The sequence below is a fragment of the Burkholderia sp. SIMBA_062 genome (genome assembly GCF_046534765.1).
GTDB lineage: Bacteria > Pseudomonadota > Gammaproteobacteria > Burkholderiales > Burkholderiaceae > Burkholderia > Burkholderia ambifaria.
Window position 1 is genome coordinate 115,636 of sequence record NZ_JAWRYD010000002.1, and the last position, 19,776, is coordinate 135,411.

The 19,776-nt window shown below is 69.1% G+C and carries 19 protein-coding genes; 15 read left to right on the forward strand and 4 right to left on the reverse strand.

Going from position 1 to position 19,776, the window contains the following annotated elements:
• Nucleotides 1-55 precede the first annotated feature (55 nt).
• Complete coding sequence (locus SB786_RS02275; protein ID WP_410725989.1) at nt 56-199, reverse strand: hypothetical protein; 144 nt, start codon at nt 197-199, stop codon at nt 56-58.
• On the opposite strand from SB786_RS02275, the gene SB786_RS02280 reads away from it, so the two are divergent.
• Nucleotides 198-1,634: a helix-turn-helix domain-containing protein gene (locus tag SB786_RS02280; protein ID WP_410725990.1), complete on the forward strand. Its 1,437-nt coding sequence runs from the start codon at nt 198-200 to the stop codon at nt 1,632-1,634. The two genes, SB786_RS02275 and SB786_RS02280, sit on opposite strands and share 2 nt — an antisense overlap.
• A 139-nt stretch (nt 1,635-1,773) precedes the next feature.
• Here SB786_RS02280 and SB786_RS02285 read toward each other — a convergent pair whose 3' ends face one another.
• On the reverse strand, nt 1,774-2,943 hold the full coding sequence (locus tag SB786_RS02285) for a hypothetical protein (protein ID WP_410725991.1): 1,170 nt from the start codon (nt 2,941-2,943) through the stop codon (nt 1,774-1,776).
• Nucleotides 2,944-3,006: 63 nt separating this feature from the next.
• On the opposite strand from SB786_RS02285, the gene SB786_RS02290 reads away from it, so the two are divergent.
• Entirely contained in the window at nt 3,007-3,618 is a 612-nt protein-coding gene (locus tag SB786_RS02290) for a GNAT family N-acetyltransferase (RefSeq protein WP_410725992.1), read from the forward strand.
• A gap of 99 nt (nt 3,619-3,717) precedes the next feature.
• Here SB786_RS02290 and SB786_RS02295 read toward each other — a convergent pair whose 3' ends face one another.
• A complete protein-coding gene (locus tag SB786_RS02295) occupies nt 3,718-4,203 on the reverse strand; it encodes an HrpB1 family type III secretion system apparatus protein (RefSeq protein WP_410725993.1) in 486 nt (161 codons plus the stop codon).
• Nucleotides 4,204-4,493: 290 nt separating this feature from the next.
• Here SB786_RS02295 and SB786_RS02300 point away from each other — a divergent pair, with 290 nt between their 5' ends.
• From SB786_RS02300 to SB786_RS02315, 4 genes are all read left to right on the forward strand, one after another.
• Complete coding sequence (locus SB786_RS02300) at nt 4,494-5,054, forward strand: hypothetical protein (RefSeq protein WP_410725994.1); 561 nt, start codon at nt 4,494-4,496, stop codon at nt 5,052-5,054.
• A 133-nt stretch (nt 5,055-5,187) separates the two neighbouring features.
• Nucleotides 5,188-6,264 carry a sensor histidine kinase gene (locus SB786_RS02305; protein WP_410726178.1) on the forward strand — a complete coding sequence of 359 codons (1,077 nt, stop codon included), beginning with the start codon at nt 5,188-5,190 and terminating at the stop codon, nt 6,262-6,264.
• 45 nt (nt 6,265-6,309) lie between these two features.
• Complete coding sequence (locus tag SB786_RS02310) at nt 6,310-7,059, forward strand: response regulator transcription factor (RefSeq protein ID WP_006761744.1); 750 nt, start codon at nt 6,310-6,312, stop codon at nt 7,057-7,059.
• Nucleotides 7,056-8,603, forward strand: a complete 1,548-nt coding sequence (locus tag SB786_RS02315) for a secretion protein (protein ID WP_410725995.1) — start codon at nt 7,056-7,058, stop codon at nt 8,601-8,603. Before SB786_RS02310 ends, SB786_RS02315 begins: the two co-directional genes overlap by 4 nt.
• A gap of 167 nt (nt 8,604-8,770) precedes the next feature.
• Here the strand turns inward: SB786_RS02315 and SB786_RS02320 are convergent, their stop codons facing one another.
• The gene (locus tag SB786_RS02320; protein ID WP_410725996.1) at nt 8,771-9,874 is read right to left on the reverse strand and encodes a type IV pilus twitching motility protein PilT; all 1,104 of its coding nucleotides are present in this window, start codon (nt 9,872-9,874) and stop codon (nt 8,771-8,773) included.
• 312 nt (nt 9,875-10,186) lie between these two features.
• Between SB786_RS02320 and SB786_RS02325 the strand changes: the two genes are divergently transcribed.
• The 9 genes from SB786_RS02325 to SB786_RS02365 are packed head-to-tail and all read left to right on the forward strand — an operon-like array spanning nt 10,187 to nt 19,709.
• Nucleotides 10,187-10,690 carry a toxin co-regulated pilus biosynthesis Q family protein gene (locus SB786_RS02325; protein ID WP_410725997.1) on the forward strand — a complete coding sequence of 168 codons (504 nt, stop codon included), beginning with the start codon at nt 10,187-10,189 and terminating at the stop codon, nt 10,688-10,690.
• Nucleotides 10,690-12,450: a PilN family type IVB pilus formation outer membrane protein gene (locus tag SB786_RS02330; protein WP_410725998.1), complete on the forward strand. Its 1,761-nt coding sequence runs from the start codon at nt 10,690-10,692 to the stop codon at nt 12,448-12,450. The genes SB786_RS02325 and SB786_RS02330 overlap by 1 nt, the downstream gene beginning before the upstream one ends.
• Nucleotides 12,451-12,461: 11 nt before the next feature.
• Complete coding sequence (gene pilO2 / locus SB786_RS02335) at nt 12,462-13,751, forward strand: type 4b pilus protein PilO2 (protein WP_410725999.1); 1,290 nt, start codon at nt 12,462-12,464, stop codon at nt 13,749-13,751.
• Between the two features lie 13 nt (nt 13,752-13,764).
• Entirely contained in the window at nt 13,765-14,253 is a 489-nt protein-coding gene (gene pilP, locus SB786_RS02340; protein ID WP_410726179.1) for a type IV pilus biogenesis protein PilP, read from the forward strand.
• Nucleotides 14,250-15,860 carry a GspE/PulE family protein gene (locus tag SB786_RS02345; RefSeq protein WP_410726000.1) on the forward strand — a complete coding sequence of 537 codons (1,611 nt, stop codon included), beginning with the start codon at nt 14,250-14,252 and terminating at the stop codon, nt 15,858-15,860. Before pilP ends, SB786_RS02345 begins: the two co-directional genes overlap by 4 nt.
• Nucleotides 15,850-16,926: a type II secretion system F family protein gene (locus SB786_RS02350; RefSeq protein ID WP_410726001.1), complete on the forward strand. Its 1,077-nt coding sequence runs from the start codon at nt 15,850-15,852 to the stop codon at nt 16,924-16,926. The genes SB786_RS02345 and SB786_RS02350 overlap by 11 nt, the downstream gene beginning before the upstream one ends.
• 33 nt (nt 16,927-16,959) lie before the next feature.
• Nucleotides 16,960-17,511 (forward strand): type 4 pilus major pilin, encoded by a 552-nt coding sequence (locus tag SB786_RS02355; RefSeq protein ID WP_410726002.1) that lies wholly within the window; start codon nt 16,960-16,962, stop codon nt 17,509-17,511.
• A 36-nt stretch (nt 17,512-17,547) separates the two neighbouring features.
• Nucleotides 17,548-18,027, forward strand: a complete 480-nt coding sequence (gene pilM / locus SB786_RS02360; RefSeq protein ID WP_410726003.1) for a type IV pilus biogenesis protein PilM — start codon at nt 17,548-17,550, stop codon at nt 18,025-18,027.
• On the forward strand, nt 18,027-19,709 hold the full coding sequence (locus tag SB786_RS02365) for a type II secretion system protein (RefSeq protein WP_410726004.1): 1,683 nt from the start codon (nt 18,027-18,029) through the stop codon (nt 19,707-19,709). Before pilM ends, SB786_RS02365 begins: the two co-directional genes overlap by 1 nt.
• Nucleotides 19,710-19,776 lie beyond the last annotated feature (67 nt).

A 19,776-nucleotide genomic window follows, 5' to 3' on the forward strand; every position in this document is an offset into this window, starting at 1 on the left:
CGTAACCGGCGGGCCAAACCGGCGGGCCATCCGGCGAGCCAATCGTAACGGAACGTCACAAATTGCTGCGCGGATCCGGCGCGAACGAGACGATAGCGGCACGCATCCATGCGCTGCGCCCCGCGACGAGCGGCGGCGCGGCGCGCGGATCGAGCCCGAGCTTCGTATTCGAAACCCGCTTGCCGAGAGGATCCACCATGTTTTCGACACTCTATTTCGCCGCCGCCGCCGCGCTTGCCAATCCGGCTTCGAACGACGCCTACGCAGCGCGCGTGTTCGACGGCCGCTTCGCCGAAGCGGCCACGCTCGTCGCCGCGCGCTGCGAAGCCGACCCGGGCGACCCGGCCAACGACGTGCGCGACGTCAGCGCGTACGCGGACATCCAGCTCGTGCTCGGCCGCTTCGAGGAGGCCGAGGACACGTTCCGCCGCGCGCTGAAGCTGCTGCGCGATTCGCGCGACCAGACGCGCGTGATGACCTGCCGCAACGCGAGCTGGCAGGCGTTCTTCCAGAACCGTTTCGGCGTCGCGCAGGCGGGCTTCCGACGGATCGCCGACGATCGCGCGGCGAGCGTCGGGCAGAAGCTCGAGAGCCTCGTCGGCGCGTGCGTCGTCATGCATCATCTCGGCCGCGCCGAGGACGCGATGGTGGCGCTCGACGGGCTCGACGCAGCCGCTCGCGATGCCGATCCGCGCTGGCGGCAGCTCGCCGGCGCGCTGCGCGCGGACTTGCTGCTGCAATACCGGATCGGTCGCGCCGACGCGCTCGGCGATCACGTCTACTGGTGCTCCGCGCTGGCCGATCTGCCGTTGTCGGCGTTCGCGGAAACGGGCGCGCCGGCGGCCGATGCCGATGCGCTGCCGGTGCTGCGCACGCGCGTCGACTACCTGCGCCAGGCATGTGCGCTCGCCGCCGGCGACCACGCGGCGCTCGCGCGGATCGATGCGTATGTGAGCTGGTGCGCGAAGGCGGGCCTCGTCGATTACCAGCGCAGCGTGTGCCTTGAAGTCGCGCTCGCGGCGCTCGCGGGGCATGCGCCGAATGTCGCCAGCACGATGATCGCGCCGTATCGCGACGCGGTCGGGCGCTGCGGCTCGCACGTGCGCTGGACCCTCGACTATCTGTACTGCGCGGCGAAGGTGTGCGAGCAGCAGGGGCGGATTCGCGAATCGTCGTCGCTGTATGCGCGCTATGCGCTCGCCTCGGTGCGGCACGTGCGCTCGGACGGCGCGGCGCTCGCGCCGTCGCTCGCGATCGCGCGGTGCGGCACGCACGCGGCGGCGCCGAGCGACGACGTCAGCGCGCGGCTGCCCGGCAAGTACCGGCGCGCGTATCGCTATTTGATGGAGCGGCTCGACCAGCGCGACCTGTCGGTGCGGGAGATCGCCGCGCACATCGACGTGACCGAGCGCGCATTGCAGGCGGCGTTCAAGACGTTTCTCGGGTTGTCGCCGAGCCAGCTGATCCGACGGCAGCGGATGGAGCGGATTCGCGGCGAGCTGCTGTCGGAAGGGCCGCGCGCGGCGAGCGTGCTCGAGATCGCGAACCGCTGGGGGATCCAGCATCGGTCGACGCTGGTCAACGGCTATCGGCGGATGTTCGACGAGGCGCCTTCGCAGACCTTCGACCGGTGAGGACGCGGGGTGGCGACGCACGGCGCGTCGCCACCCGTCGGCTGTTGCACGCCGGGCGATCGTTCCTGCCGCGCAAAGCCGGCGCGCGGGCTCGCCGCGCCAATGCGTCACCGCGTTGCTTCGCTGTCGCGTCGACGCATTACGATCGCGACACCGCCTTCTTGATCATGTCGATCAGTTTCATCTGGAAGCTGTTGATCATCTCCGCCACCGCGAGCAGCTGGTTCGCGAAACCGATTGCACGCTGCATCCTGATCGTCTGCGCGGTCTCGTGATTGATCTGGTGGATACTCGGCATCCCGGTCGCGGCAAGCGTCTGTGCATCGTGGGCGCCGTGTGCTTCATGCTCGGCGGCGGATGCGGGTTTCGAAGGCGGGGTGCCCGCGGCCTGCGACTGAGCGTGCGCGGCCCCGAGCGGCGACGGTTGCCCGTGCGCGGCTTGCGGTGCCGGTGGCGGATCGCTCAGGTCGATGAGGTTGCCTTCGTGCGGGTATGCGGAATGAAGCACGGCCGGTTGCAGGACCGCATGATGCGCGACGGTCTGCAATTCGTCGGGCGTTGCCTCGAGCAGCGACGTTGGCGTACCGGTGGGTTTCGTCGTGGACGGCGGGTCGCTGAGGTTGCCTTCGTGCGGGTATGCGGAATGAAGCACGGCCGGTTGCAGGACCGCATGATGCGCGACGGTCTGCAATTCGTCGGGCGTTGCCTCGAGCAGCGACGTTGGCGTACCGGTGGGTTTCGTCGTGGACGGCGGGTCGCTGAGGTCGGTGAGGTTGCCTTCGTGCGGGTATGCGGAATGAAGCACGACCGGTTGCAGGACCGGATGATGTGCCACCGTCTGCAATTCGGCGGGCGTGGCTTCGAGTAGCGACGCGTTGTTTCCAGTCGCTGCCGGCTTGACGGCGCCGCGCGTCAGTGCCGACGCGTTCAGCGGACGGGCCTCGGGTCGAGACGTCGACTTGCCTTGCGGTCGCAAGCCTCCCAGCACGCCTGACGGCTTCGGTTGAGGGGCCGCGGCGCCGGACAGGGGCGCGCCGATCGACGGCGGATTCTGCGAAGGCGGAGTCGAGCCCCCGGTTTGAATGGGGGAATTGATCGATACTGGCGGCACAATCCGGCTCCTGAAGAAGGTAGACCTTGGCGCCCGAGTGCCGCGCAATGGGCGCACCGGGCGACGTGGCGCCACTGTACGTCGACAGGCGCGCCGCGGCCGACCGCGGTGCGAAGCGATACACCCGCGCGCGAACGTCCGAAGCGACGCGGCTCGCGCGATCGCGATTCGCATACGCCGCCGCGGCTTCGCGCGCATGGGGCATGCTCGCGCATCGGCGCCCGACAATCGGCGAGTCCATTCCCTGAACCGGAGCCGCCGATGAACGCCATCCGCCCCCCCGAACTGATCGAAACCGAGCGCCTTCATCTGCGCCCGCTCACCGCCGACGACGCACGCGAAGCCTTCGACGCGCTGTTCGGCGATCCGGCGACGACGCTCGACCTGCCGTGGCCGATGCATCGCAGCGTCGACGAAACGCGCGCGTGCATCGATCGTCTCGCCGAGGGCTGGCGCAGCGGCGCGTTTTTCAGCTGGGGGCTGTTCGAGAAGCGCGACGGCCGTTTGATCGGCACCCTCGAGATGCACGGTCGCCTGCCGCGCGTCGAGATCGGGCTCGTGACGAGCTTCGCGCCGGGGCGCGTGCGGACCCGCGCATGGTCGGAGATGCTGCGCAGGTTTCTCGACTGGCTGATCGCGCAGCCGGGCGTATACCGGATCGAGGCGTTCTGCTCGGTGACGGGCCGCGCCGCGCCGTTCATGCCGAAGCTCGGTTTCGTCAGCGAGGGCGTCGTGCGCAACTACGAGGCGCGTCCGAATCGCGGGATGAGCGCGGGCGACAGCTATCTGTTCGCGATCACCCGGGCGCCGGGGCCGTTGGGCGAGGCCGTCGCGACCCGCGACGCGCAGGCGTCGGCGCGCCAGGCCGCGTGAACCGGCGAGGCGCTTGCACGGGAGCGCCAGGGCGGCGGCGTGGCCGCGACGATCCGCGCCTACGTTCGCGCCGGGCATCGATTGCCTGCGTCCGATTCGTCACCCCATCCCGCTCGCATGCACATGGCGCGCCCATTGATACCGGTCGAGCCGCAGCAGTTGCGAGATGCGTGCGGCGACGTCGCCGTCGTGCGCGCCGGCGCCGTCCGTGAGCTCATCCACTTTGAGGAACCGGCCGACGAGCACCGTCGACGCCCGATCCCCCGACAGCACCACGGTCTGCGCGTAGCGCCGCCAATCGTCGTCTTGCAGCGCGTACAGGCACCAGCTCTGCAGCGCCGTGCACAGCGGCGTGCCGCGCTCCTGGTCTTCGAGCGTGCGCAGAATGTGCAGCGCGCCGATCCAGTCGCGCCGGCTGATCCGCAGCCGCACGTCGCACAGGTCGACCGCGGCGTTGCGCGGCTGCAGGACGCGCAGCGCGATCAGCAGTTCATCGAGGTCCGCGTGTGCGCTCGCGCGCAGCCCGACCGAAAAGGCCGAGAGCAGCGCGCGCAATGCGGCTTTGTTGCACGATTTGATCGCCATGTCGGTGCGATGCGTCGAGAAGAGATGATCCGTCGGCGATGATCGCCGTCGTACGCGCGCGAGCGGCCGGCGCGTGCGAAGCGACATCGTGCGCGGCGAAGCGATGCGCGCGTTGCGGCGGCGGCGCACGATGCGCGACCGATCGTTTCGGCCGCCGCGACGTCGCTTCGCGCGGTTCGCGGCGCGCGCGCACGCGCTGCCTAAGCTTGTCGTCGAACCGCCGGCGCAGGAGCGCCGTGCGCGTTCTGTTCCCTTTCCTTCAGTCGATTCATATTCATAGCGAGACGATCATGAGCGTTAACGGCATTACATCGACGACTATCCACCCGTCGCAGTTCAACTCCTCGTCGACGTCGTCGACCAGCCGCGATCAGAAGCTCGAGGAGCTGCTCCACGAAATCGAAGCGCTGCTGACGCAGGACGATTCGGGAGACGGCGACGACACGGACATCGGTGGCGATTCGAACGGCAACACGCCGACGGGCAGCCACACGCCGACCGGCGACAACACCCCGACGAACCACGTGACGTCGTCGACGGGCGACAAGCCCGGCGAAGACATGCGCGACGTCAAGCTGAACACGAAGGCGGGCGGCGAGGCGCTGCACCTGAAGATGGACTCGCAGGGCAACCTGTACAACGGCAGCGGCAATTCGGTCGGCGTCGTCGACAAGGACGGCAACGTGAAGCTGAACTCCGGTGCGACGAAGGAGCTGGAGCGCCTCGAGACGGGCGGCAATCCGCTCATGAACGCGAACGTCGGCAAGCGCGGCGCCGGCGGCAACATGGAGTTCACGCCGGACGAAGTGACGGTGAGCGCGGGCGACATCGACCAGAAGAACGACTTCTGACCGCGCGGGCGGCGCGGCGCGGCGGCACTGGACACGCGCTTTCGAATCGGTGCACACTGCGCGCTCGCGCCGCCGCGTCGCGGCCCGTCCAATCATTCGCGGACCGCGACGTCCGCCGGAGTCGAACTTGATCGTGTCGCAACGGGCCGACGCCCGAATCCTCGAGGTGATGCAGGCCCGGCAGGCGTGGGGCACGCTCGCGCTCGACCGCGACGGCGCGATCGTCGCGGCCACCGAGCGCGCGCACGCGCTGTTAGGCCGCACGCTCGCCGCAGGGCTGCCGCTGCACGCGCTGCTTGGCGACGCGGCGGGCGCGGATTCCGCCGCGCTATTCGACACGCTCCAACAAGGATTCGAATTCGAAACCGACGACGCGATCCTGTGGCTGACGCTGCAGCCGGTCGAGCACGATCCGGCGATCGCGGCGACGGTCACGGTCGCCGACATCACGCCGCTGCGCCGCGCGCTCGACGAGCGCGTCGCGTCGCTGCGCTTTCTGGCGCACGACCTGCGTTCGCCGCAGAATTCGATACTCGCGCTGACCCAGTTGCACGACGCCGATCCCGACGCGTTCGCCGCGTGCGGCGGCCTCGAACGGATCGCGCAGCTCGCGCGGCACGCGTTGCTGCTCGGCCAGGACTACCTCGTCGCGTCGGCGGCGGACGATCTCCGGCAGCGCCATTTCGTGCGCTTCGACCTGCGCACGATGCTGCGCGAGCTCGTGCCGAAGCTCGAAGTGGGCGCCGTCTATCGCGGCGTCGCGTTGCAGCTGTGGCTCGACGACGCCGTACCGCTGTGGTTGCGCGGCGCGCGCGTATTCGTCGCCCGCGCGCTGCAGAACCTGATCGACAATGCGGTGCAGGCGTCGCGGCAGGGCGCGCGCGTCGAGATCCGGCTGCACGTGCGTGACGCGCACGCGGAAGTGACGATCCGCGATTGGGCCGGCGGCCTGCCGGGCCTCGCCACGGATGGGCGCATGACCGATTTCGCGCCGCTTGCGAAGCGTGGCTCGATGGGCTTCGGCCTCGGGCTGCAGCTCGCCGCGCAGGTCGCCGCCGCGCATGCGGGCACGCTGTACGCCGAATCGAATGGCGGCGTCGGCACGGCGTTCGTGATGCGCCTGCCGATGCCCGCGCCGGCACGCGCGGCAGCTTCGGCCGTGCCGGACGGCATCGCGCGCTGGCGCGCGAGCGTCGCGCCCGACGGCTGAGCGCCGGCATCCTTTCCTTTCCGCTTGACGAACCCTATTTCCGCGATGTCCGAACCGAACATGCAGCGCACCGTGCAGCAGCCCAAGCAGATCGTCGTCGTCGAGGACGATCCGGTGCAGCGCACGCTGCTCGTCACCTGGCTCAAGGCCGAGGGCTACCGCGTCGAGGCGTTCGACGACGGGCTCGACGCGCGCCGCTTCCTCGGCGACAGCTGGGCCGATCTGCTGGTGCTCGACTGGGACCTGCCCGGGATGACGGGCGAGCGGCTGCTCGCGTGGGTGCGTGGCCGCGCGCGCTCGATCGTCCCGGTGATCTTCCAGACCGTGCATTCGGACGAAGAAGACATCGTGAAGATTCTCGACGCCGGCGCGGACGATTTCCTGATCAAGCCGCTCGAGAAGCAGACGCTGCTCGCACGCGTGCGCGCGTTGTTGCGGCGCTTCGCGGCGCTGTCGGTCGACAGCGGGCGCATGCAGCTCGGCGGCTGCGTGTTGTCGCGCGCGACGCTGACCGTGTCCGACGGCAGCGCGTCGCACGCATTCAGCGCGAAGGAGTTCGACATTCTCTGGCATCTGGCCGAGCACCCCGGCACCGTCGTGCAGCGGCAGGATCTGTTGCGGCTCGTGTGGGGCGCGGAAGCGTCCGCGCAGACCCGCACGGTCGACATGTACGTGAGCCGGCTGCGCAGCCGGCTGAAAGCGGCGGGCCTCGGCTGGACCGTGCATGCGGCGTACGCGACAGGCTACCGCCTGAACCTGGGCGCGGACGCCGAGCCGGCGGATCGCGCATCGTGACGCGGCGCGCGGCCGCGTCGGCTGCCGCCATCGCGCTCGCGCTCGCGAGCCATGCGCCGGCGCTGCATGCGGTGCCGCTCGCGTGGCCGCTCGCGCGCTTCGACTATCGCGTCGGGCCGGTGAGCGCCGCCGCCGCGTTGAGCGAATTGAGCCGCCGCTCGGGCGTCGCAATCGACGTGGACGCAGCGGCGTCGTGCCGGCTCGACGTGCGCGACGCGCTGCCGCCGCGGCGTTTCGTCGACTGGGTGGCGCGCACGTGCGGACTGGCGGCGTACTACGACGGCGCGGTGCTGCAGCTCGTCGCGCCCGATGCGTTCGAGCGTGCGGCGGTGCGGCTCAATTACGCGACGCCGGCCGAGCTGCGCGCGACGCTCGCACGGCAGCGGATCGTCGACGCGCGCTGGCGGCCCGGCTACGACGACGCGGCGCGGATCGTGCGGGTCGCCGGCCCGCCGCGCTATGTCGCGCTCGTGCTCGCCGCCGCGCGTGCGCTCGACGAAGCTGCGCAGGCGCGCGTGCGGACCGAGACGCGCGCGTTCAGGCTGCATGCGCGCGCGGCGGCTGACCGCGCGGTGCGCGGCGACGCGGGCGATGCGTCGCTGCCGGGGCTCGCGACGCGGCTGCGCCGCCGGCTCGAGCAGGACGGCGTCGCGCCGCGCGCGGTGCCCGGCGTGCGCGAATTCACGGCATCGCTGCCGATCGTCGGCGCGGATGCACGCTCGAACACCGTGCTGATCCGCGACGTGCCCGCGCGGCTGGCGCGCGATGCACGGCTCGTCGCGCAGCTCGATACGCTGCCCGCGTCGATTCGGATCGATGCGTTCGGCGCGACGCTCGCGCGCGCGCAGATCGACGCGCTCGGGTTGCGGTGGCGCGACGACACGCAGGCGTCCGTATCCACCGGCGCATCCGCCCCGCGCGTGGCGATCGCGCCCGCGCCGGACGGCTGCGCGCCGATGCGCGCGCGCATCGCCGAGCTTGCCGCGCACGGGGACGCATCGATCGACGCCGACGGCTCGACGCTGACGCTCCCCGACGACAGCGCGGATTTCGGCCGTCTGCGGCAGGTGTTCGTCACGTCGGGCGACGGCGATGCGCCATCGCTCGACGCGCAGCGGAACGGATTCGCGATGCGGGTTACGCCGCGCGAGACCGCGCAGGCGGGCCGTTATGCGCTCGACATGCGGATCGTCGAGCGCTGGGCGGAGCGCGACAGCCGCTCGGCCGGCGCATCGTCGACGCGCGAAACCGTGCACGGTACGACGCTCTCCGCAGGGGAATGCGTGGCGCTCGCGCTGCCGCTTGCCGCCGGACATGACGCGCAGCGGCTCGTGCTGGTGACGCCGCGCGCGACGTCCGCCGATCCCGTGCGCCGGCCGCCGCCGGCATCGCCAGCCGCACAGGCGCGACGCGCGCCGGCCGCGGCAAGCGCAATCGCCAGCTTCCCCGACACCGCGAAGCGCGCGACGTTACGCGCGCATTCGTCGGCGACGCCGCCGGACGGCCTCGGCCTCAGCACGCAGACGCGCCTGCTCGGCAATTGATGCAAGTTCCACGCATTATTGAACGACGGTCTGGCAAGATTTAGACGCGCGACGACAATCGGATTTTGAAATGAGTTCCCCCAGTCGTTTAACACGGGATTCGGCATTTTTTTTACATTTTTTTCCGATTTTAGATCGGCATGAAAAATGCCGGATCGGATGCGTGCCTAACGATTAACAATCGACTGCATCATTTCATTCAGCTCGATCCGATTGTAAGTCGCCCGTAATGCGTCCTTCGTCGAGATCCGGTTGCGGGCCGCGAGCGCGGCGAGGTCGTTGTTCAGGGAGCGCGACATGTTGTCCTCGCGGCGCCGCAGGAACTCGTTGACGAGGTGCAGCTTCGTCGGATCCGCGATCAGCTTCGCGACCTGGTTGTTGTTGTTGAACAGCAGTTCGCTCGCGAGCACGAGGCTTTCGCCGTCCGCGCTCGGAACGAGGCTCTGGCAGACGATGCCGATCAGCGATTCGGCGAGCGCGACCGCGTGCCGGTCGCGCTGCTCGACCGGAAAGAACGACAGCAGCTTGTTGAGCGCGCTGACCGCGCTGCCCGTGTGCATCGTCGCGAGCACGAGGTGCCCCGATTCGCCCGCTTGCAGCAGCGTGTCGGCCGTCTGCGCGTCGCGCACCTCGCCGACCATCACGACGTCCGGCTTCTGCCGCAGCGCCTCGCGCAGCCCGTGCGGGAAATTCGGCGTGTCGGTCGGCACTTCGCGCTGCGAGATGATCGACTGGCGGCGCTCCAGATAGTATTCGATCGGCTCCTCGATCGTGACGATATGCGTGTTGCGCGTCGCGTTGATGTGCTCGAGCAGCGACGCGATCGTCGTCGTCTTGCCCGAGCCCGTCGGGCCCGTGACGAGGATGATGCCCTTCGTGTTGTCGAGCATCGAGCGCACGTAGACGGGCAGGCCGAGTTCCTCGAGCGGCAGCGGCTTGAGCGGCAGCCGGCGCATCGAGATCACGATCTTGCGGCCGCCGCCCGCGCGGTACACGTGGCAGCGCAGCCGGCAGCGCGTGAGGACGAACGGGCGGTCGAGCGTGCCTTGCCGAAGCGCGGCTTCCCAATGCTCGTCGATCGCGTCGAGCAGCGGCCGCATGTCGTCGAGGAGCACCGGTTCGTCGCTCGTCTCGACCCAGCCGCGCGGGGTCTTGATCGTGACGGGGCGGTCCTGCTCGATGTGGATGTCGGTGAACATCTGCTTCAGGTCGATCAGGCCGAGCACTTCGCCCGCGAGATCGCGCAGCGGGGCGGCGGCATGCTGGTTCATCTTGGCAGTTCGATTGAATGGATTGGGCGGCGCATTTCGCGCAGTGAAAGAGGAAATTGAATGGTCTATTTAATTTTGCATGCAAACTAGCTTTTGTCAAACCGTTCGGGGTATATTTGCCGCGCAATAATCACTTCAATAATGCGACTGCGTGCGTAGACCTATTATGTAACGCTGCCGTAATCCCATGTTCGGAAAGCCAGTTCCGGCCGCGCACGCGGTCCGGGGCGTCGGACGCGGCATCCGGGATCATCGAGCAGCAAAGCGCGGGGGCCAGCCGCGCACGGCAGCAGTCGAGTAACGAGGACAATCATGATGCACGGCGCTACGGTCGCCGCGGCCGCGTTCATCGCGACCGCGCTTTTTGCAACCGATTGCGCGGCGAGCGGCCCGCCCGCCGGCACCGATCCGGCGATCGGCGGCCCATTTGTCGAGCGCTTCGATCACACACCGCTGACGGCAACGCGCGTCGACGTCTTGCACGCGGTATCGCCACCGGCGTCAGCCGGGGCCGCGCCCACCACGGCCGCGCGGCCCGCGTCGCTGCCCGTTGCGGACGCACCCGTCTGGGACGTGCGCGCGTCCGACGGCACGATCCGCGGCGTCTTGTTGCGATGGGCGCGCACGGCGGGCTGGCAGCTCGTCTGGGATGCGCCGGTCGATTTCAGCGTCGACGCGCAGGCGACGCTGCGCGGCTCGTTCGAGGATGCGCTGCAAGTGCTCGTCGCGAGTCTCGGCCGCACCGCGACGCCGATCCAGGCGATTCTCTATCAAGGCAATCACGTGTTGCGCGTCGTCGCGCAGGGAGCGGGCTGATGCGCGTCTTTTTCGTCATTTCGTTACTGGCCGCCGTGCTGCTGAGCGGCTGCACCGGGCTGCGCGGCGGCATCGAGCGGGACGTGCGACGCGATTCGGACGAATCGGGCGCGCTCCTCAAGCGCACCGCCGACGGCGACAACAGCGTGCACGCTCTGTCGCCCGTCGTCGTCGACAACGGGCTGTGGGTGTCGGCGGGCGCCGTGAAGCTGCAGAGCCGCGAACAGCTCCCCGCGCTGTTCGACGAGCCGGCGTCGTTCGACCGCGCGGTCTCTTCATTATCCGAATTCGCCGAGCAGATCACGCGGCTCACGCAGGTACCGACGCAGGTCGCCGCGAGCGCGCAGCAGGCGGCCGCGCGTTCGCAGCAAGGCGGCGGCGCGGACGGCGGCGCGCGCGGCGCACCCGTGTTCCTCGACGCGGCGGGCGGGCGCTCGGTGCCGCCGCTGCCGCCCGGCATGCCGGGCGGCGGGTCGTCCGGCGGCGGCAAGGCGGGCAGCGGCGCGGGCACCGGCGCGGACGGCGGCGGCGCCGGCACGTCGTTCGCGCCGGCGCGCATCCTGTACGCGGGCGGCACGCTGCGCGGCCTGCTCGACGCGGCATGCGCGCGCTTCGGCGTCTTCTGGAAATACGAGCAGGGGGCGATCCGCTTCTTCTTCACCGATACCCGCACGTTCCAGGTCAACGCGATTCCCGGCGACTCGTCGCTGAACGCGTCGGTGGTGAGCGGCGCGACGAGCGAAGGCACGTCGGGCGGCTCGCAGTCCGGCGGCTCGGGCGGCGGCGCGACCGGCTCGGGCTCCGGCACGACGGGCCTCACCGCGAACAATACGGCGAACACCGCGGTGAATTCGCAGCTGTCCGTGTTCAACGGGCTGCAGAGCGCGATCCAGTCGATGCTGTCGCGCTACGGCAGCTCGGTCGCATCGCCCGCGACCGGCTCGATCTCGGTGACCGACACGCCCGACGTGATCGAGCGCGTCGCCGCGTTCATGACGCAGCAGAACCGCTCGCTGTCGCGGCAGGTGATGCTCAACGTGACGGTGCTCAGCGTGTCGCTGAAGGCGGGCGACGCATACGGGATCGACTGGAGCCTCGTCTACAAGACGGTGTCGGCGCAATTCGGGATCTCCAACCCGTTCACGCCGGCCGCGCTGACGCCAGGCGACCTGTCCGCGACGGTGCTCAGCCCGACGAGTCGCTTCAACGGCACCAAGCTGCTGATTCGCGCGTTGTCGCAGCAGGGGACGGTGCGGCGCAAGACGTCGGCGTCGGTCACGACGCTCAACAACCAGCCGGTGCCCGTGCAGGTCGCGACGCAAACCGGCTATCTCGCGTCGGTGTCGACGACGAACACCGCGAACGTCGGCTCGTCGACCGCGCTCACGCCGGGCACCGTAACGACGGGCTTCAACATGACGCTGTTGCCGCACGTGCTCGACGATGGCACCGTGATGCTGCAGTTCTCGACGAACATCTCGTCGCTGCTCCAGCTGAAGGACGTGTCGAGCAGCACGGGCAGCGGCGCGACGCGGATCCAGACGCCCGACGTCGACATGCGCAACTTCCTGCAGCGGGTCGCGATGAAGTCGGGCGAGACGCTCGTCATCAGCGGCTACGAAGGCACGAACGATTCGCTCGACGAACGCGGCATCGGCACGCCGAAGATGATCGCGCTCGGCGGCGGCTACGAGGCGCAACGCTCGCGCGAGGTGATCGTGATCCTGATCACGCCCGTCACGCAGCGCGGCGGCGCCTGACGGAGCCGGCAATGAGCGCGCAGGTGATTCAAATCGGCCGCCAGCGCTTCGTCGGCGGCTTGTTCTGGCAGTCGCTGTCGCGGCGCAACGAGCTGCGCGCCGAAGCCGTCGAGCTCGCGAAGAAGCTGAAGTTCGACCTGATGGTGCTGCGGATCGATCGCGGCGGCGCGGCGGCGGGCTATGCGAACACGCGCGACGGCTTCGCACCCGGGCATCTGTCGCTCGGCGCGATGGTGTCGCGCGCGATCGCGCTCGAAGGCGCGTTCTACAACGGACGCCGGCAGCCCGCGCCGAACTGGCTCGGCGCGTTCGCGCTGCCCGACGGACGCTGGGCGTACTTCGCGGTGCGCGACCACGCGTTCATGCCGAACGGCGACTGGGTCGGTACTCGCGAAGAAGCGTTGGAACGGCTTCACACCGATTACGCGTGGGGCGGCTGGAACGTCGTGATCGGCGAGCAGGAGCTCGAGAAGCAGGGCTTCCAGAATTTTCAGCCGAAGCGGCTCGACGATCTGCTGCCGCGCCGTGGCGGCCGGCCGCGTACCGAGCGCTGGTGGGCATTGCGGCCCATCGAGCGGCGCTTGTCGCCGCGCGCCGCGCTGGTTGCCGCGGCGGTCGTGTGCGTCGCGGGCGGCGGCGCGTTCGCCTATTGGCATCATCGCGCGAAGGTCGAGGACGAGCAACGCGAGGCGGCGCTCGAACGCGTGCGCGCGGAGCTCGCCGCGCGGCAGGCGAAGAGCGGCCCCGTCGTTCCGCCGTGGGCGGCGCTGCCCGACGCGGTCGGGTTCGCGCGCGCGTGCACGACGCGCTTCGGCCGGCTCGCGCCGGGCGGCTGGCGGCTCGATCGCTACGAATGCACGCCGGACGCTGCGCACTACACGTGGACGCGCAACGGCTCGAACGTGCGCTACCTGCTCGCCGCGGAGCCCGACGCGATCGTCGACACCGACGGCGAACGCGCGACGCTCGAGGTACCGCTCGCCGCGCCGACGGCGGGCGACACGCCGCTCGTCGACGATTCGCTTGTCAGGACGCAACTTCTGTCGCGTCTCCAATGGCTCGATGCCGTGGCTAAACTGGATCCGCTGCTTCCCGATCAGGCGGCGCGCGCGCCGCTCGCGAATCTCGCGCAGCAGGCGGCCGCCGCGGTCGGGTGGCGCGCGTACCGGCTGAACGCGAGCCTCGGCGGCGTCGCGCCGCCCGAGTTCGTGCGCGCGATCGACGTGCCGGGGCTGCGCGTGCAGCGCCTCGCTTACCAGAACAATCAGTGGACTCTCGAAGGAGTGCTCTATGCGAAATAGTCGCGTCCGATGGATGTGCGCACTTGGCCTGGCGGTGCTCGCCGGCGCCGTGCGCGCGGCGGGGCCCGTGTCGTCCGACGACGACGGCGCGACCGCTGCGCGGCTCACGCGGTTGCAAAGCGAGACGGTGCTGCTGCAGGCACAGTTGAAGAAGCTCGAGACCGAGCAACAGGTCGCCGAGCGATCCGCTCAGCTCGCGCGCGTGCGCGGCGGCGCGCCGGCCGCGCAGTTCGCGGTGACGGCGATCGAAGGCGTCGGCAAGCGCGCGTTCGCGACGCTGCGGATGAACGGCGGCGCCGAATTCGAAGTGCAGCGCGGCGACGCGCTGCCGGACGGTGGACGCGTCGTCGCGATCGAGCCGCGTGCGGTCGTCGTGTCGAATCGCGGGCGCACCACGAGGCTGTCGACGGCGTCGCCGTCGTACGCGGGCAATCCGCCGCTGCCGGCCGACCCGGCCGCGCCGCCGCCGATGCTGCCCGCACTGCCGGCGAGCGGATCATGAGCCACCCCGCGCAACGACCCGACGCGCCGCCCGTGCGCGCGCCGCTGCCCGCCAGCGGCGATGCCGCGCCGCCGCGCGGCCCGCGCGCCGTCAGCGAAGCGGGCGACTTCGCGGCGAGCGTCGAGGAACGCAAGTTCGTCTGCCTGTTCGACGACGGGCGTCTGCTGATTGCCGACGGCCACGAGATGAATCCGTTCGTGCTGTCGTATCGCGCGCGGCTTGACCGGATGGGCCGGCCGTACCGGCCGACGCCCGCGACGCTGATGCAGGTGCGCGACGCGTACCGGCAGAATGCCGCGGGCGGCGGCGAGCGGCTCGATCACACGGTGATGCAGGTGCTCGCGAAGGAGCTGATCGGCCGCGCGTGCCGCGAGCGCGCATCGGACATCCATATCCGCGTGCGCCGCTTCAGCACCGAGGTCTACTTCCGGATCCACAACGAGCTCATGCGCGTGAACGAGCACACGCGCGAGCACGGCGAGCGGCTCCTCGCGACGCTGTACGGCGCGATGACGACCGTGTCGGACAACAGCTACCGGCCGAGCGAACGTCAGGACGCGAGCATTGGCGACCGCGACAAGCTGCCGGACGATCTGTACGGCGTGCGGATCGCGACGACGCCGACCAACGAAGGCAGCCTGATGGTGCTGCGGCTCCTGTACAACGATGCGGGCGACGCGACCGATCTCGCGGCGCTCGGCTTCGCGCCCGAGCACGTCGCGGCGTTCCGCGCGCTGCGCGCACAGCCGCACGGAATGAACATCATCAGCGGCCCGACGGGTTCCGGCAAATCGACGACGCTGCAGCGGATGCTCGCCGCGCAGATCGACGAGTCGCGCGGCAGCCTGCACGTGATCACCGTCGAGGACCCGATCGAATATCCGATCGACGGCGCGGTGCAGACGCCCGTCGCGAACGCGCCGACCGAGGACGCGCGCGCGCTCGCGTTCGCGGCGGCAATCACGAACGCGATGCGGCTCGATCCGGACACGATCATGATCGGCGAGGTCCGCGACCGCGCGTCCGGGCAGACGGCGCTGCGCGCGTCGATGACGGGCCACCAGGTGTGGACGACGGTGCACGCGAACAGCGCGCTCGCGATCGCCGACCGCCTGATCGATCTCGGCCTGCACGCGCGGATGGTCACCGATCACACGGTGATCTCCGGGCTCATCAGCCAGCGTCTCGTGAAGCTGCTGTGTCCGCATTGCAAGCTGCGGCTGGTCGATCATCCGGACCGGATCGAGCCGGGCCTGTTCGCGCGGCTGCGGCTCGCGCTCGACAGCCGGATGCACGACGTGTGCATCGCAGGCGACGGCTGTGAGCACTGCCGCACGGTCGGCACGATCGGCCGCACCGTCGTCGCCGAAGTGATCCTGCCCGATGCGCGGCTGTTCGAATTCCTGCGCGACGGCGACAAGGTCGGCGCGCTCGAGTACTGGACCGGCACGCGCGGCGGGATGACGCTTGGCGAGCACGCACTGCGCAAGGTCGCGGCGGGGCTCGTCGATCCGCGCGGCGTCGAGCGCGTCGTCGGCACGCTCGCGCCGGTTGCGGGCGAAGCGCGACAGCAACTGTCGCTCGTCGGATTCAGCTATGGCACTTGAGCTGAATCGCCGCTGGGCGCAGTTCTGCCTGAATGCCGACGAGCGGCTGCGCGTCTATCGGAAGATCGCGAAGATGCTCGGCAACGGGCTGCCGCTCCTCAAGGTGCTGGAGGAACTCGAATGGCGCGCGTCGCGCGAAGGGCGCAAGCCGCGCGAGCCGCTCGCGATCGTGCTGTCCGACTGGCGGCTCGCCGTGCAGAACGGCCGGATGCTGTCGGAGGCGATGGAGGCGTGGGTACCCGCGACGGAGCAGATGATCGTCGCGGCGGGCGAGCAGGCGGGGCGCATCGAGGACTCGCTCGTGTCGGTTGCCGACATCGTGCAGTCGAGCCGCAAGATCCGCCGCGCGGTCACGGGCGGCGTTGCGTATCCAGTCGGGCTCGTCGTGATGGTGATCGGCTATCTGTACCTGTTCGGCACGCACGTGATCCCGAAGTTCGCGCTGATCGCCGATCCGACGCACTGGCGCGGCGCCGCGCGCTCGCTGTACCTGATGTCGCTGTTCGTGCAGGGCTGGATGCTCGTCGTCGTCGCGGCGCTCGTCGCGGTGTTCGCGGCGCTCGCGTGGTCGCTGCCGCGCTGGCGCGGGCCGCTGCGCATCTACGCGGATCGTGTGCCGCCTTATTCGATCTACCGGCTCGTCACGGGCAGCGGCTTCCTGATCGCGTTCTCGGCGCTGCAGGCGTCGGGCGTCACGGTCGAGCGGGCGCTGCTCAAGATCGGCGCGGTCGCGCAGCCGTGGCTGCGCGAGCGGATCGACGACACGCTGGTCGGCGTGAAGTCGGGCCTCAACGCCGGCGAGGCGCTGCTCAACGCCGGTTATCAGTTTCCGTCGCGCGAGATCGTCGAGGATTTGTGCATCTACGCCGAATACGGCGGCTTCGATGCGGCACTCAAGATGCTCGCCGACGAATGGCTCGAAGAGGGCGTCGCGCGGATTACCGCGCAGATGCGCGTGCTGAACGGCGTCGCGATCGTCGCGCTCGCGATGGTGATCGGCTGGCTCGTGACGGGCTTCTTCGGCATCCAGCAGGAAATCGCCACGATGACGCGCGCGATGCATTGACGTCGCGCATTTTTTAATTCAGGAAAACACACTATGAAACCACTCGCCAACCCTCCCGCCTATCGACATGCACCGGCGTTCTGCCGGAGGCACCGCAACGAGCGCGGTGCGTCGCTGCTCGAGAGCATCGCGTATCTGGGCGTCGCGGCGATCGTGATCGTCGGCGCGATCGCGTTGCTCGGGTCGGCGTTCTCGAGCGCGAATACGAATCGGCTGACCGAGGATCTGAATGCGATTCAGACCGGCACCAAAAAGCTTTACATGGGGCAGGTGAACAACTACGGCACGCAGCCGATGAACGCGAATTTGAGTGCGGCGAAGGTGTTTCCGGGGACGCTGACACCGGACGGCAACGGCGGTGTTTCGAATACGTGGGGAGGGACCGTGACCGTGACCGGTGCGAACCAGACTTTCACAGTCGCTTACACGCAGGTGCCGAGAGAAGTCTGCGTCAACACGTTGACGGCCGGCGGAAACTGGAAATCGGCGAAGATTGGCCAAAAGTCCGTCAATTATCCCGTCTCGCCGAGCGACGCGACGGGCGCTTGCACCGATAACGCCACCATTATCTGGACGTCGAACTGACGCCGCCCGATTCATTCGCCATCACCTACTTCACGTATGTACGCCCTCGCCGCCGCACTGGCCTTCGCGTCGATCGCCGCTGTCTATGCGACGCTGCAAGACCCGTCCGCCATTCCCGCGCTGCAACCGGCGCGCACCGCGCAGGCGCTCGCCGAAAACCTCGCCATCTACCGGCAGGCGACGCTCGACTACGCGCGCGTGCATCCTGGCACGCGCGGCGCGGTGCCGAATGCTCGGCTGCCGTTTCCGGCGTGGTATCCGGGCGCGAACCCGCTATGGCGCAACTACGTCATGGACGGCACCGTTGTCGCGTATGCGTCGGCGGCGCCGTCCGTCAATATCACCGGCGAACTCACGACGCTCGCTGACGGTTCGCTGTTCGCGGGCGTCGCGTATCGCAATGCGGTCGTGCGCCCCGGCAACGCGAATCCGAACGCGCCGGTGAGCGGCGTGCCGCTGCCCGCCGGGTTGCAGATTGCGAACGGCATGCCGGTCTGGATGGGGCAGGCGTACTGATGCATTTCAAGTATTCCCGTCGCCGCGCGCGCGGCATCGCGCTGATCGAGGTGCTCGGCGCGCTGGCGATCGCTGCAGTGATGCTCGCGGGCATCGCGATGATGATGGATTCGTCGCTGGACGACGTGCGTGCCGAGCAGGCCGCGCAATACCAGGCGCAGGTGACGGCCGCCGCCACGCGGGCGTTGAAGCGCGATTACGACACCTGGCTGCAGCGCGCGAACAACCAGACGCCCATCGTGATGAAGATTGCCGATCTGCAGGCGTCGAATGATCTGCCCGCAGCACTTCGGCCAACGAATGCATACGGCCAGAACACGTGCGTACTCATCAAGCGGAGCGCGCTCGGCACCGGGCTCGACGCGCTGGTCGTGACGACTGGCGGCGAGACGATCGGCGACAAGGAACTCGGGCTCGTCGCCGCGAGTGCGGGGCCGGGCGGCGGTTCGATCAGCGGGGCGTTTCCGAACGAAGTGCGCGGCGCATTCGACGCGTGGCGGATGCCGCTCGGCACGTTTCTCGGCGGCAGCTCGCCAACCTGCGGTCCGAACGGCGCCACGCCGCCGAATGTGGGACACCTCGCGAACGAGATCTTCTTCAACGGCCCGGGCCAGCAGATCAACAGCGATTACCTGTACCGCGTTGGCGTCGGCGGCCATCCGGAGGCGAACGCGATGCAGGTGCCGATCTGGCTCACGCACACGTTCACGGACGGCAACCCCGACGCGGCGAACTGCGGAACGGCCGGCAACTTCACGAACGGCAAGCTGGGCGCGGACGCACTCGGCAATCTGCTGAGCTGCAAGAATGGCGTGTGGCGCGGCGCTGGCGGCCACTGGAAGGATCCTGTCGAAAAGACCAACGATCTGCCCACCGATGCATCGAACGAGAAAGGCGACGTGCGCCTCACGCTCGACACATTCCGCGCCTATGCGTGGACGGGCGCCGCCTGGCAGGCGCTCGCGGTCGATCAGAACGACAACCTGATCGTGCCTGGCGTCGTTTCCGCGAACCAGTACGAGATCAGCGGGCGTGTCGTGGTCAACACGCCGTGCGCGCCCGACAAAAATCGTCCAACTGCCGGCCTCATATCGATGGGCCAGGATGGACAAGTGCTGTCATGCCAGGACGGCAAGTGGCTGCCGCAGTCGGGGATCAAGATCGGCGGCACCGACACGGCATGCGCGATCCTGATGGAGACGCCTGGCGCGAGTGATTTTTCGTGCGGGTTTACCTACCGTGGCGGGTATCCGAATCCGCCGCTCATCACCTACGAACGGGACGGCACGTACACGTACACGATCGACCGGCCGGTGAAGCTCGACAACAATGGGCTGATTGCGGTGAGCGCATACATGCACATGAGCTATGCGACCTGCGACCTGAAGGGGCGGGAAGGGCAGATGCGCCTGGTCGTCGAAGTCATCGACCGTCAGGGCGACAAGGTGATCGCGCACAACGAGGCGCAGTCGCCGAAATTGCGCGAAGACGCCGCGACGATCAACGTCACGCTGAACGTGGCCGCCGAGCCGCGCAGCGGATACACGGTCAGGCTTTCCAGCAAATGGGCGACGTACGACGGCTACGCGAAGACGCCGTGGACCTCCTCCTATTGCGGCGGCGGCCAGACCTTCCTTCAGACGCCGCTCGCAACCGGCTGGACCATCAATTCGTTCTATTGAACGGACCTTCGCCGCGCGCGGCCGCCGCCGCGCCCGGATGCGGTTAACTGCACGGGTCTCCCATTCG